The following is a 13,600-nucleotide window of genomic DNA, read 5'->3' as shown; positions in this document are numbered from 1 at the left end:
AACCCGTACGAAATTTTTGTACGGGCTCTCACCCGGTGACGTACGTGGGACCTGGGGGATTGAGACCAGCATGAGCGCGAAGAAGCCACCGCGGCCGAAGAACCTGACCTCGATGAAGATGCTGGGCAAGCAACTGGCCGCGGCCCGCCGCGCCGCGGGCCACACCCAGAGTGCCCTGGCCGCGCTGGTCAAGGTCGACGAGGAGACGATCGCCTCGATCGAGCAGGGCAGAAGGTCCCTGAAGCCGGACCTGGCCGCCCTGTTGGACGAGATCCTCCAGACCAAGGGGATGCTGTCGGTCGGGGTGGCGAACCTGCCGGAGATCGACCAGTTCCCGATGTGGGCGGAGCTGTACATGGAGCATGAGCGGGAGGCGATCGCGCTGTCCCTCTATGCCAACCAGGTGCTGCCGGGCCTGCTTCAGACGCGGGCGTACGCGGAGACCGTGCTCCGGGAGCGCGTTCCGGCATACGGCGAGGACGAGATCCAGACGAAGACAGCGGCACGCGTCGAGCGGCAGGAGATCCTTCAGCGCACGACCCCACCGACCCTCAGCTTCGTGGTCTGGGAGCCGGTGCTGCACCTGGGCATCGGAGGGCCAGAGGTACAAGCGGAACAACTCCGCCACCTGCGGGCGTGTGCAGAACTGCCATGCATGTCCGTCCAGTTCCTGCCGATGGCCGGCCCCTCGCACGCTGGGCTGGACGGCCCCTTCGTCCTCCTGGAAACCCCGGACCACCAGCACCTCGCCTACATCGAGGGGCAGCGCGGCAGCCAGTGGGTTTCCGACGCGGATGAGGTGTCCAGGCTCTCTCTCAAATATGCGATGCTGCGAGCACAGGCCCTGTCGCCACTGGAATCGAAGGGCCTGCTCGACCGTCTGCTAGGAGAGCAATGAGCACCGAGGCACTTCAGTGGTTCAAGTCGACCTACAGCGGCAGCGAGGGCGGCGAATGCCTCGAAGTCGCTTACACCTGGCACAAGTCCAGCCACACCAGCGACGAGGGCCCCCACACCATCCACGTCCGCGACTCCAAGACCCCCACCGGCCCGACCCTCCAGGTCACGGCCACCGCCTGGTCGGCATTCATCGCGACGACCGTCTAGACCCGAACTCCCGCCCCGGGCCTGCTCGTTCCCTTCGGACGCCGTCCGAGTACATACACGCGGGAGTACGGCGAGGTCTCCTCGGACCTGTTCCGCAGCGCCTCGATGTCCGTGCCGGGTGGCCAGCGGGTGCCCGGGTCGGACCACTGGATGCCGTTGAGCCCGGGGTCGTTCGGGTTCACGCCGGTGAGGTCCGCGTCGGTGAAGTCGTCCAGCGTGCCGTCGAGCAGCGCGGCGACGAGGCCGTCCGCCGTCGGGAGGCGGAGACGGTGGCCGGCTTCGAGGGCGAGGCTGCGGGCGAGCGGGCGGGCGACGAGGTCGATGCCACGGACGCGGTCGGGGTCCCGGGCGCGGGCGGCGGAGTCGAGGGTGTCGGTGAGGGCGTGGGCGCTGTCGCCGGGGTGGCGGGCCGCCCGGAGGTCGTGTTCGAAGGTGCGCGCGAAGACCGCGGCGAGGTTGAGGGCGGCGGGGAGCGTCAGGGCGGGCGGCTCCGCCAGCGTGAACCTGCGGGCGCGGGCGTAGTCCAGGGCGAGGTCCGCGAAGCGCTCGGCGTACGGGGCGGGGTAGTCCTCGGCGGTTCCCGGCCGCTTCTTCTCCTGGACGAGGTCGTCGAGCAGTTCCAGGGCCCGGACCAGGAGTTCGCCGCTGACGCAGGCGGCGATCGCGGGGTCCTTGCGCGCGGCCAGCCGCTGTTCCGCGGGGAGGGCGCGCAGAGCCTCGGCGACATCGGCCTCCGACATCCACGCGCGGTTCGCGGGGTCCGTCGTGGCGGGGTCCGTCGCGTCCTCGGCGTGGAGGATGCTCGCCAGTCCGCCCTCGGCGTCCACCACCAGCCCCAGACCTCGGACCACGTCCTCATGCCGGCCGGCCTGCTCGCGCACCTCATGCAGCCCGGCGTCGAGGTCGAGGAACCGGGAGAGGCCGAGGGCGAACTCCTCGTGCTCTCGGGAGAGCCACTCGTCGGCCATCAGTCCTCCTCCCGCCGCGCGAGGTGCTGGGCGACGGCCTTGCGCGCCTTGAACAGGTTCGACCGCACCGCCGCGCCCTCGATCCCGATCAGCTTGGCGATCTCGGCCGGTTTCCACCCGTCCAGCATGAGGGCCAGCACCTGCCGTTGGCGTGCGGGCAGTCCCCGTAGGACCCGGACGATCTCCTGTTCCTGTAACCAGGACTCGGTCGCCTCGGGGCGGCGCAGCAGGGTCGTGGAGTCGGGTACCTCCTCGACGGGTTCCTCCACGCGGGTGGCGTGGCGGACGAACTCCCGGTAGGCGACCGAGTAGGCCCAGCTCTTGTGCGACCTGATCTCGTGCCATGAGCGGTGGGCCTTGACCATCGTGTCCCGCACGAACTCCCCGGCCCGGTCGACGGAAGCGCCCTGGTGGACGAGGTACGCGGTGAGCCTGGGGACGTAGGCGCGGTAGAAGCGGCCGAACGCCTCCTCGTCCTCGGGAGACAGGCCGTACGACGGCGGGGTGACCCCTTCGGCCGGAGCGCCCTTCTCGGGGGCGCCCTCCGCGGGGCCGCCGACCGGCAGCGGCTTCCTGGGGTCGTCCTCGCGCGGGCCCGGCTCCGTCACGCGGTCTCCCTCCCCTCCGGGGCGCCGTCGACGCGCCGCCCGTTCGCGCCCCCGACGCTCGGCCCACCGTAACCTCAAGTCCTCGCGGATCAGGGTGACTACGTGAATTCCCGGCCCCCGCCGGTGCGGTGACGGCCGACGCCATGCCCGGCTCGGCCCGGGGCACCGTAGCCGCCCGGCGAATGGCAGATCTGTCCCGCCTCTGGCGGCGAAACCGCAGGTCGTGTCCTCCTCGCAGGGGACAGATCTGCCCATCCCTCCCGTCCCGGTGGCCCCGGGGCCGGTCGGGGGCACCGGGGCGCCCGGCGTTGTCAGTGGCTGCGCCTACAGTCGTCGGCATGGCAACGCTCCCCAACCCGCTGCCGAGGCTGGCCTCTCTCGGCCTCGGTCTTCCGCCGGGCAAGCTGATCGACACGACGGACGAGGGGCCGTGGCACGAGCCGCTGCTCTGGCTGGCCGACGACCGGGCGACCCCGGCCGCCTGGGCCGCCCTCCAGGAGGCGCCTCGCGCGGTCGGGCTGCTCCCGGTGGTCCTGGACATCGGTGGGGGTCACGGCGGCCCGGAGGACTGGGAGTTGGCGCCGGCCGAGGTGTCGTACCCGGGTGATCACGACGCGGAGGAGGTCCTGGCCGACTTCTGGGAGGAGTGCTGCGCCGCGGAGGCCGGCGACTGGCCGGGCCTGGCGGAGGCGACCGCCGCCACGACCGACCCGGACGCGGCGGCCACCGACATCGCCGGTGGCTTCCTCTCGGCCGGCGGCCCTCTCAAGGAACCCCGCCTGGCCCTGGTCCCGGCCCGCCGCAGCGCCGACATCCCGACGGCGCTCGGCTGGACGGGCGCGGTGAACCACGGCGACGACACGGCCCGTCTCAGCGCGGTGCTCCGCTCCTGGGAGGACCGCTTCGGCATACGGGTCGTGGCGCTCGGCTTCGACCATCTGCGGGTCTCCGTGGCGGCCCCGCCCACGACACTCGCCGAGGCGCGGGCCCTGGCCGCCGAACACTTCGCGTTCTGCCCGGACAACCTCTGGCAGGGCGGCGACACCGTCCTGGAGGCCTACGCCGAACGCCAGTTGCTCGATCAGCCGGCGTGGTCCTTCTGGTGGGACTGAGGGACGTCGATCCCGAACTCCTCGTCCAGCAGCCGTGCGACCTCCTCCTCGGAGACCTCCCGCTTGCTGACCGTGCCGTCGGGGGAGGTCACGGTCAGCTCCTGGCCGAGCAGCAGGACATGCTGGTCGCCCCTGAGCCGCTGCACGAACCGCCGCTGGACGAACGGGGAGCGCGGGTGCATGGCGACGTACCAGTTGGCCACCTCGAAGTCGGGCCGCTCGGCGGGGTCCAGCGTGAAGTTGTACTGCCGCCGCCAGCCGTCACCCCATGCCGAGCCCGGCACATAGGTCTCCAGAACCCACAGGTCCAGGGGCCCCGGGTGCGTCACCCGCACCAGCCGGTGGCGTCGCCCCGCGCCCTCGAACTCGACGCCGGCCACCAGCGGCACCGGTTCCAGCAGCGCGCCGATCGCCGCGAAGCCGACGTCGGCGAGATAGGGCCGCGTCTCCCCCGGCACCTCCACCAGCAGGGTCATATGGGTGCGCGGACGGCCCGAGCTCTCCGAACCGTCCGCGCCCACCATCACCCGCGCCGCCAGCCTGGTCACCCCGAAGCCCAGCGCCTCCAGGGCGTGCAGGAACAGGATGTTGTGCTCGTAGCAGTACCCCCCGCGCCGGCTGCGGACCAGCTTGTCCAGCAGATCACCGATGGCCAGCGAGGGAGCCGTGCGGTTCATGGCGTCGAGGTTCTCGTAGGGGATGCCCCGCGAGTGCGCGAGATGCACCGCCCGCAGGGTCGCCACATCGGCGACCCGCTCCCCTTCCCACCCGATCCGGCCGAGATACGCGTCGAGGTCGAACTCCACTGTGTCGGACATGCCTCAACCCTAGGCACACCACCCCCCGCCGTCCGCAGCCGCCGGCCCCAACCGCCCCCGTCCTTGAGACCTAGGACCCAAGGACCACGCCCATCCTCCGCAGCCCCTCCCCGATCCGCTCCGGCGTCTCCGTCACGAAGCACAGTCGCAGCGTCGCCCGGTCGGCCTGTCCCGCGTGGAAGGGCGCCCCCGGCACATAGGCCACGTCATGGCGTACGACCTCGGGCAGCAGGGCGGTCGTGTCGTAGTGCGAGGGCAGCCGTGCCCACAGGAACATGCCGCCCTCGGGCCGGTTCCAGGACGCCCCCTCCGGCAGCGCGTCGGCCAGCCCCGCCAGCATCGCGTCCCGCCGCTCCCCGTACACGGCCGCGACCCGGGCCACGTGCGCGTCGAGATCCCGCTCCTCCAGATACCGGGCCGCGGCAAGCTGGTTGACGGTCGGCGTGTGCAGATCGGCGGCCTGCTTGGCGACGACACAGGCCCGCCGCAGCTCACTCGGCGCCCGCAGCCATCCCAGCCGCAGACCGGGAGCCATCACCTTGGAGAAGGACCCGAGCAGGACGGTCCGGTCCCCGGCCCCCGGGTAGGAGGCGATCCAGGGCAGCCGCTCCCCCTCGAACCGCAGCTCCCCGTACGGATCGTCCTCGACGATCCACACCCCGGACCGCCCCGCCACCTCGGCCACACCGGCCCGGCGTTCGGCCGACATGGTCCGCCCGCTGGGGTTCTGGAAGGTGGGGACGGTGTAGAACAGCTTGGGCCGCTCCCGCACCACCAGCTCCGCCAGGGCCTCCACGTCCGGTCCCTGCGCATCGCCCGGCACGGCGAGAACCCGCGCCCCCGCCAGTCCGAAGACCTGAAGTGCCGCCAGATAGCAGGGATCCTCGACCAGGACGGTGTCACCGGGTTCGACGAGCGCGGCGGCGACCAGCGACAGGCCCTGCTGCGACCCGGTGGTGACAAGAAGCTCCTCGGCGCCGGTGGCCAGCCCCCGCACCGTCGTGCGTCGCGCGAGCAACTCCCGCAGCCGCGGCTCCCCTTCGGTCGTCGAGTACTGAAGAGCCTGCCCCGGCGTCTCCTCCAGTACCTGCCGGAACGCCGCCGCGACGCCCTCGCGGTCGAACAGCTCGGGCGCGGGCAGCCCGCCGGCGAAGTTGACGACCTCGGGCCGCGCGGTGACGGCGAGGATCTCCCGTACCGCCGACCCGCCGGTCGACCGGACGCGCGAGGCGAGCGAGGGCGGGGCGGCGAAGGTGCTCGTAAGGGTCATGCCGAGCACCCTAGAGATATAGATGCCGCCTACAAACAGCTTTCCGGGATGCGGGATCAGCCCTTGCGCCCGACCGCCGCGTACACGTTGATGTCCGCGTCGGTCACATCAGCGATCTCGGCGGGCGCGGCCCCGTCCGGCCGCCACCGGTGCACCGGCACGACACCGGGCTCGACGACCTCAAGGCCGCTCTCCGCGAAGAACCGCTCGACCTCCCCCTTGGACCGCAGCACGAAGGAGAACCCACGTGCGGTGTACGTCTCCTGCACGGCCCGCATGTTCGCCGCGTTGAGGTCCAGCGTGAGGTGGCTGAGCACCACCCGGCTCCCCGGGGGCAGCGCGTCGACGAGTTCCCGCACCACCGGATAGGCGACCTCGTCCTCGATGAAGTGCAACACGGCCACCAGGAACAACGCGACGGGCCGGTTCAGGTCCAGCGTCTCGGCGGCCCGCTCGAGAATGCGCGCGGGGTCCTCGAAGCCGGCGTCGAGATAGGCGGTACGCCCCTCGGCATGACCGCTCAGCAGCTCCCGCGCGTGCGCGAGCACGACGGGATCGTTGTCGACGTACACGACCCGCGACTCGGGGTGGATCCGCTGGGCGATCTGATGCACGTTCTCCGCGGTCGGTAACCCGGTCCCCACATCGAGGAACTGCCGTATCCCGTCCCGCTCCGCCAGCTCGGTGACGGCCCGCCGCATGAAGTCGCGGTTGTGCCGCACATCCAGGTACCCGCGCGGATTGGCGGCGAGCGCCGCGGCGGCGGCCTCACGGTCGGCGGGGTAGTTGTCGGTGCCGCCGAGGAAGACGTCGTAGACACGCGCGGGATGCGCCTTGGTGGTGTCGATCTCCATGCTCATGACGAACAAGCTAGCCCGCGGCGGCCGTCGGGACGGCGGACTCCCGTCTCCCGCGTCCCGTACCGCATCCTCGGGACGCGGCATCCCCGCAGTTCGGAGGCCGTCCCGCCCTCTGCCCGTCCCAGAACGGGCGGCACCTTATGGTCACCACACCCACCCAGGCGCCAGGCTGAGACCACTCCTCACAGACAACCGACAGACAGACAACCGACAGAGAGGCCCCTGCCGATGCCCGCGCCAGCGAACGCGCACACCGCACCCCGCCTCCTGGCAGCCCTGACGGTCGTGCTCGCCACCCTCACCCTGACCGCGTGCGAGGACGGCGAGGGCCTTCGCGACGAAGGCCCCTCGACGTCCACGACACAGACAACGACGGCGACTACCGAAGCGCCGGCATCCGGGCAGCCTCAACAGCCCAGTAGGTGAGGATGTTCTGCGCCCCGGCGCGCTTGATCCCGGTCAGCGTCTCCAGGATGGCCCGCTCCCGGTCGATCCACCCCTTCTCGGCGGCGGCCTCGACCATCGAGTACTCACCGGAGATCTGATAGGCGGCCACGGGCACGTCCACCGCGTCGGCGACCCGCGCCAGGATGTCGAGATAGGGCCCGGCGGGCTTCACCATCACCATGTCGGCCCCTTCCTCCAGATCGAGGGCCAACTCCCGCAACGACTCCCGGGCGTTGGCGGGGTCCTGCTGATAGGTCTTGCGGTCCCCCCGCAACGAGGACCCGACGGCCTCCCGGAAGGGCCCGTAGAAGGCGGACGCGTACTTCGCGGTGTACGCGAGGACGGCCACGTCCTCGCGCCCGATCTGGTCGAGGGCGTCGCGCACGACCCCGATCTGCCCGTCCATCATCCCGCTGGGCCCGACGACATGCGCCCCGGCGTCGGCCTGCACCTGAGCCATCTCGGCGTACCGCTCCAGGGTGGCGTCGTTGTCGACCCGCCCCTGGTCGTCCAGCACCCCGCAGTGCCCGTGGTCGGTGGTCTCGTCGAGACACAGATCGGACATCACGAGCAGCTCGTCACCGACCTCGGCCCGCACATCCCGCAGCGCGACCTGAAGGATCCCGTCCGGATCGGTGCCCGGCGTTCCCAGCGCGTCCTTCTTGGATTCCTCGGGCACCCCGAACAGCATGATCCCGGAGATCCCGGCCTCGACAGCCTCGGCGGCGGCCTTCTTCAGACTGTCCCGGGTGTGCTGCACCACGCCCGGCATGGCCTCGATCGGCACCGGCTCGCTCACGCCCTCCCGCACGAAGGCGGGAAGGATGAAGTCAGCGGGGTGCAGCCTCGTCTCGGCGACCATCCGCCGCATGACGGGAGAGGTCCGCAGCCGCCGCGGCCGGCTGCCGGGAAAGGATCCGTACGTCGTCATACCCCTACGCTACGCCCGCCCCACACCCCCCTTTGCCGACGCGACGTCGGCCCGCGGGCCCGGGCGGCGCCCCCGCGCGAAGGCGACGTAGGGCCCGCGGAACCCGCTGCGCTACGGCCGCACAGCGACGGCGGCCTGGCAGGAACACCAGACCGCCGCATCCGCAACCGCGCCCCTCAGCAGGGGGTCAGGTGGTGCTACGCCTCCGCCGGGCCCCGGGCCGGCGCTCGCTGGGCCGGGTGACCGGATCCCCGGCCTCGAGCGCGGCCGCCCGCCGCTTCAGCCCGAAGTCGGCCAGCGCCTCGGTCAGTCTGTGCACGGACGGCTCGGGAGCCATCACGTCCACCCGGAGCCCGTGCTCCTCTGCGGTCTTCGCGGTGGCGGGACCGATACACGCGATGACGGTCACGTTGTGCGGCTTCCCGGCGATACCCACCAGGTTGCGCACGGTGGAGGACGACGTGAAGAGAACGGCGTCGAAGCCACCCCCCTTGATCGCCTCACGGGTCTCGGCCGGCGGCGGCGACGCCCGCACGGTCCGGTAGGCCGTGACGTCGTCGACCTCCCACCCGAGCTCGATGAGCCCCGCGACCAGCGTCTCGGTGGCGATGTCGGCGCGCGGCAGGAAGACCCGGTCGATCGGGTCGAATACGGGGTCGTACGGCGGCCAGTCCTCGAGGAGTCCGGCAGCGGACTGCTCCCCGGAGGGCACCAGGTCCGGCTTCACACCGAAGGCGACGAGCGCCTTGGCGGTCTGCTCGCCCACCGCGGCGACCTTGATCCCGGCGAAGGCACGCGCGTCGAGCCCGTACTCCTCGAACTTCTCCCGCACGGCCTTGACGGCGTTCACCGAGGTGAAGGCGATCCACTCGTAGCGGCCCGTGACGAGCCCCTTGACCGCCCGCTCCATCTGCTGAGGCGTCCGCGGCGGCTCGACGGCGATCGTCGGCACCTCGTGCGGCACAGCCCCGTAGGACCGCAGCTGGTCGGAGAGCGAAGCCGCCTGCTCCTTCGTACGCGGCACGAGCACCCGCCACCCGAAGAGCGGCTTGGACTCGAACCACGACAGCTGCTCGCGCTGAGCAGCGGCGGACCGCTCACCGACCACGGCTATCACCGGCCGCCCGCCATCAGGCGAGGGCAGCACCTTGGTCTGCTTGAGCAGCTGGGCGATGGTCCCCAGCGTCGCCGTCCACGTCCGCTGACGAGTGGTCGTACCAGCGACCGTGACCGTCAGCGGAGTGTCGGGCTTGCGTCCGGCGGCGACGAGCTCACCGGCGGCGGCGCCCACGGAATCCAGGGTCGTCGAGACGACCACGGTCCCGTCGGACGCCCCGACCTCGGTCCAGCACCGGTCGGAAGCGGTCCGCGCATCCACGAACCGCACATCGGCGCCCTGGGCGTCCCGCAGCGGAACACCCGCGTACGCGGCCACGCCGACCGCGGCGGCGACACCGGGAACGACCTCGAAAGGCACCCCCGCGGCGGCGCACGCCAGCATCTCCTCGGCGGCGTACGCGTCGAGCCCGGGGTCCCCGGACACCGCACGTACGACCCGCCTGCCGCCCCGCGCGGCCTCCATGACAAGATGTGCGGCATCCCGCACGGCGGGGGCGGCAGCGGTTGTTGACGTACCGTCAACAACCGTTAGTTGAGGCGCGCCTGTGCCCGGATGCGGATCCGACGAGGGATCCGAATCCGTGTCGACGACGGCGACGCCTGAGCGAGCGTGGACGCGCACGACGTCGAGCACTTCATGCTCGGCGACGAGAACGTCCGCGTTCCCCAGCGCCTCGACGGCGCGCAGAGTGAGTAGTCCCGGATCCCCGGGTCCGGCACCCAGGAAGGTGACGTGCCCGTGTTCAGGTCCGGCGGCAGGAAGGGCGGTGGGGCTCACTGTGCTCGCTCCCCCATCAGACCGGCCGCGCCCTGGGCAAGCATCTCGGCAGCGAGTTCACGGCCGAGCGCCATTGCTTGGTCGTACGTCTCGGGCACGGGACCGGTGGTGGACAACTGCACCATCCGCGAGCCGTCGGTCGTGCCGACGACGCCGCGCAGGCGCATTTCCTTGACAATCTGCCCGTCGGCCAGCAGGTCGGCCAGCGCGCCCACAGGTGCGCTGCAACCGGCCTCCAGGGCGGCGAGCAGTGACCGCTCGGCAGTCACGGCGGCCCGCGTGAACGGGTCGTCGAGTTCGCCGAGCGCGGCGATCAGGTCCGCGTTGTCCGCGGTGCATTCGATCGCCAGTGCTCCCTGGCCGGGAGCGGGCAAAACCGTGTCGACTGAAAGAAAGTCAGTCACTTCGTCGATGCGCCCGATGCGATGCAGCCCGGCCGCGGCCAGCACCACCGCATCCAGCTCACCGTCGTGCACGTACCGGATCCGGGTGTCGACGTTCCCCCGGATCGCGACGGTCTCGATGTCCAGCCCATGGGCGCGTGCGTACGCGTTGAGCTGGGCCATCCGCCGGGGTGACCCGGTACCGATGCGCGCCCCGCGGGGCAGGTCGGTGAACTTCAGCGCGTCCCGGGCGACGATGACGTCACGCGGGTCCTCGCGCAGGGGGACGGCGGCGAGCGAGAGCTCGTCGGGCTGCCCGGTGGGCAGGTCCTTCAGCGAGTGCACCGCGAAGTCGACCTCTCCCTTGAGCAGGGCCTCCCGCAGTGCGGTCACGAACACGCCCGTGCCGCCGATCTGCGCGAGCTGTTCCCGCGACACATCGCCGTACGTGGTGATCTCGACGAGCTCAACGGGCCGTCCGGTCACCTGGCTCACGGCGTCCGCCACCTGCCCGGACTGGGCCATGGCGAGTCTGCTTCGCCTTGTCCCGAGCCTCAGTGCCTTGTCAGTCATGCCGGCCCTCGGTTCTTGCTGTTCTTCTCGGTGCTGTCCTCGGCGCGGGACACGGCGTCGACCGTCTCCTGGTCGAGGTCGAACAGGGTCCGCAGCGCGTCCGCGTACCCGGCACCGCCGGGCTCGGCGGCGAGTTGCTTGACCCGTACGGTCGGCGCGTGCAGCAACTTGTCCACCACGCGCTTCACGGTCTGGGTGATCTCACTGCGGTGCTTGTCGTCGAGCCCCGGCAGCCGCCCCTCGAGCCGGGCGATCTCCCCGGCGACCACATCGGCGGCCATGGTGCGCAGCGCGACCACGGTGGGAGTGATGTGCGCGGCGCGGAGCGCGGCACCGAAGGCCGCGACCTCGTCGGCGACGATCCGCCGCACCTGGTCGACATCGGCCGCCATCGGGGCGTCGGCCGAGGCGTCGGCGAGCGACTCGATGTCGACGAGCCGTACTCCGGGAATCCGGTGCACGGCGGCGTCGATGTCGCGGGGCATGGCGAGGTCGAGCAGAAAGAGGCCGGGCGCGGGCTGCGGAGCGACCGGCTCGGGCCTGCGACGCTCGGGAATCCGTCCGACGGTGGCGGCAGCGGCGGCGAGCGCGGCGATGGCGTCGGCCTCGTCGGCCGGGCCGGGGACTCGGGCGATGCCGTTGTCGACCCAGGCGGCGTGCTGTTCGAGCTCGGTGGTGGCCATCCCGGCGACGGCTGCTTCCCCGAGCACGGAGAACCCGGCGGTGGCGGGGACGGCGTTGAGATCGAGCGGACAGTTCTCGTCGTCCGCGGAGCCCGCGGCGGCCGGTCCGGTGAGGCTGCGGGCGTTCGTGCCGCCCAGGGCGGCTCCCGGCCCGAAGCGGGACGGCACCCCGTCGGCGTCGGCGGGCGAACCCGTAACCGGGCCCGCGGCGACGGCCTCGGCGACCTCCGAAGCCGTGAGCACCAGCCCGGTCGCGCCCGTACAGGACACCACGACGTCGGCACGTGTCAGCTCGCCCGGCACCGCGTCCATCGGTACCGCGCGGGCCGCCACGTCCAGGTCGTCGGCGTCGTTCAGGATCTCGGCGAGGCGCTCGGCCCGGTCCGGCGTCCGGTTGGCGATCACGATCTCGCCGACGCCGACCCGCGCGAGCGTCGCCGCGGCGAGCGAGGACATGGACCCGGCACCGATGACGAGCGCCTTCTTGCCCGGGGCCCACGCGTCCACGGCCGTACCGGAGGCCAGCTGCTCCAGCCCGAAGGTGACCAGCGACTGTCCGGCCCGGTCGATCCCGGTCTCGGAGTGCGCCCGCTTGCCGACCCGCAGTGCCTGCTGGAACAGATCGTTCAGCAGCCGTCCGGCGGTGTGCAGGTCCTGCGCCTTGGCGAGGGAGTCCTTGATCTGTCCGAGGATCTGCCCCTCCCCGACGACCATGGAGTCCAGCCCGCAGGCCACCGAGAAGAGGTGATGGACGGCTCGGTCCTCGTAGTGCACGTACAGATAGGGAGTGAGCTCGTCCAGCCCCACCCCGCTGTGCTGGGCGAGCAGCGTGGACAGCTCGGCGACACCGGCGTGGAACTTGTCGACGTCGGCGTACAGCTCGATCCGGTTGCAGGTGGCCAGCACGGCGGCCTCGGCGGACGGCTCCGCGGCGACGGCGTCCTGCAACAGCTTGACCTGGGCGTCAGCGCTCAGCGCCGCCCGCTCCAGGACGCTGACCGGAGCGCTGCGGTGGCTCAGCCCCACGACGAGGAGACTCATGCCGGCATCACGGCGGGTACGTCCCCGTCGGGCCCTTTGTCGGCGGAGTCACCACGGACGGCGGCGACCGCACCGGCGGCGTCGGCTGCGGCGGCGGCCTCCTCACCGGCCTTGCGCTGCTCGTGGAAGGCAAGGATCTGGAGCTCGATGGAGAGGTCCACCTTGCGCACGTCGACGCCGTCCGGGACGGTCAGCACGGTCGGCGCGAAGTTCAGGATGGAGGTGACGCCGGCGGCCACGAGCCGGTCACAGACCGGCTGGGCGGCACCGGCGGGGGTGGCGATGACACCGATCGATACGCCGTTGTCCTTGATGATCTTTTCGAGTTCATCGCTGTGCTGGACCGGAATGCCCGCGACCGGCTTGCCCGCCATGCCCGGATCGGCGTCGATGAGGGCCGCGACCCGGAAGCCGCGGGAGGCGAAGCCGCCGTAGTTGGCGAGAGCGGCGCCGAGGTTGCCGATACCGACGATCACGACCGGCCAGTCCTGGGTCAGGCCCAGTTCGCGGGAGATCTGGTAGACGAGATACTCGACGTCGTAGCCCACACCACGCGTTCCGTAGGACCCGAGGTAGGAGAAGTCCTTGCGCAGCTTCGCGGAGTTGACGCCCGCCGCGGCCGCGAGCTCCTCGGAGGAGACCGTGGGGACCGAGCGCTCCGACAGTGCGGTCAGCGCGCGGAGGTACAGCGGAAGCCGGGCGACGGTGGCCTCGGGAATTCCTCGGCTACGGGTCGCCGGTCGGTGAGTTCGGCCAGTTGCCACGGTGCTCCTGCGGGTAGAGCGGGGCTGCAGGCGGTCACACGTACCCAGACCGCCCCGTCGAAAGCAGGCTATGTCTTTGTGAACGCGTGCACAAAGATGGTGTCCGATTTGCCCGGCCAACGTGACCGGGGTCACGCG

Annotated in this window: 13 protein-coding genes; 3 read left to right on the top strand and 10 right to left on the bottom strand. The window is 71.5% G+C overall.

The genetic code is table 11. The features are described from left to right. Nucleotides 1-70: 70 nt before the first annotated feature. Nucleotides 71-898, top strand: a complete 828-nt coding sequence (locus tag OG381_RS26605; RefSeq protein WP_327718590.1) for a helix-turn-helix domain-containing protein — start codon at nt 71-73, stop codon at nt 896-898. Continuing rightward, a complete protein-coding gene (locus OG381_RS26600) occupies nt 895-1,107 on the top strand; it encodes a DUF397 domain-containing protein (protein WP_327718588.1) in 213 nt (70 codons plus the stop codon). Before OG381_RS26605 ends, OG381_RS26600 begins: the two co-directional genes overlap by 4 nt. On the opposite strand, the gene OG381_RS26595 is transcribed toward OG381_RS26600, so the two are convergent. Together OG381_RS26595 and OG381_RS26590 are read right to left on the bottom strand one after the other, a co-directional pair. After that, nucleotides 1,104-2,075, bottom strand: coding sequence for a hypothetical protein (locus OG381_RS26595; protein WP_327718587.1), 972 nt, complete (start codon nt 2,073-2,075; stop codon nt 1,104-1,106). The two genes, OG381_RS26600 and OG381_RS26595, sit on opposite strands and share 4 nt — an antisense overlap. Beyond that, nucleotides 2,075-2,683, bottom strand: a complete 609-nt coding sequence (locus OG381_RS26590) for an RNA polymerase sigma factor (protein ID WP_327718586.1) — start codon at nt 2,681-2,683, stop codon at nt 2,075-2,077. Before OG381_RS26590 ends, OG381_RS26595 begins: the two co-directional genes overlap by 1 nt. Nucleotides 2,684-3,021: 338 nt before the next feature. On the opposite strand from OG381_RS26590, the gene OG381_RS26585 reads away from it, so the two are divergent. Beyond that, nucleotides 3,022-3,795 carry a DUF4253 domain-containing protein gene (locus OG381_RS26585; RefSeq protein WP_327718585.1) on the top strand — a complete coding sequence of 258 codons (774 nt, stop codon included), beginning with the start codon at nt 3,022-3,024 and terminating at the stop codon, nt 3,793-3,795. Here OG381_RS26585 and OG381_RS26580 read toward each other — a convergent pair. The 8 genes from OG381_RS26580 to OG381_RS26545 form a co-directional block, all read right to left on the bottom strand. Beyond that, nucleotides 3,765-4,613: an arylamine N-acetyltransferase family protein gene (locus OG381_RS26580; protein WP_327718584.1), complete on the bottom strand. Its 849-nt coding sequence runs from the start codon at nt 4,611-4,613 to the stop codon at nt 3,765-3,767. The two genes, OG381_RS26585 and OG381_RS26580, sit on opposite strands and share 31 nt — an antisense overlap. Before the next feature lie 70 nt (nt 4,614-4,683). Next, nucleotides 4,684-5,883, bottom strand: coding sequence for an aminotransferase-like domain-containing protein (locus OG381_RS26575; protein ID WP_327718583.1), 1,200 nt, complete (start codon nt 5,881-5,883; stop codon nt 4,684-4,686). Nucleotides 5,884-5,939: 56 nt separating this feature from the next. Further along, nucleotides 5,940-6,743, bottom strand: a complete 804-nt coding sequence (locus tag OG381_RS26570) for an SAM-dependent methyltransferase (protein ID WP_327718582.1) — start codon at nt 6,741-6,743, stop codon at nt 5,940-5,942. Between the two features lie 379 nt (nt 6,744-7,122). After that, nucleotides 7,123-8,121 (bottom strand): porphobilinogen synthase, encoded by a 999-nt coding sequence (gene hemB, locus OG381_RS26565; protein WP_327718581.1) that lies wholly within the window; start codon nt 8,119-8,121, stop codon nt 7,123-7,125. Between the two features lie 187 nt (nt 8,122-8,308). Continuing rightward, complete coding sequence (locus OG381_RS26560; RefSeq protein ID WP_327718580.1) at nt 8,309-10,018, bottom strand: uroporphyrinogen-III synthase; 1,710 nt, start codon at nt 10,016-10,018, stop codon at nt 8,309-8,311. After that, nucleotides 10,015-10,974, bottom strand: coding sequence for a hydroxymethylbilane synthase (gene hemC, locus OG381_RS26555; RefSeq protein ID WP_327718579.1), 960 nt, complete (start codon nt 10,972-10,974; stop codon nt 10,015-10,017). Before hemC ends, OG381_RS26560 begins: the two co-directional genes overlap by 4 nt. After that, a complete protein-coding gene (locus OG381_RS26550; protein WP_327718578.1) occupies nt 10,971-12,698 on the bottom strand; it encodes a glutamyl-tRNA reductase in 1,728 nt (575 codons plus the stop codon). Before OG381_RS26550 ends, hemC begins: the two co-directional genes overlap by 4 nt. Continuing rightward, entirely contained in the window at nt 12,695-13,462 is a 768-nt protein-coding gene (locus OG381_RS26545; protein WP_327718577.1) for a redox-sensing transcriptional repressor Rex, read from the bottom strand. The genes OG381_RS26550 and OG381_RS26545 overlap by 4 nt, the downstream gene beginning before the upstream one ends. Nucleotides 13,463-13,600 lie beyond the last annotated feature (138 nt).

Source organism: Streptomyces sp. NBC_00490 (assembly GCF_036013645.1).
GTDB classification, from domain to species: Bacteria; Actinomycetota; Actinomycetes; order Streptomycetales; family Streptomycetaceae; genus Streptomyces; species Streptomyces canus_F.
The sequence above is the reverse complement of the archived record's forward strand: the minus strand, read 5'-3'. Positions and strand labels throughout refer to the sequence as shown.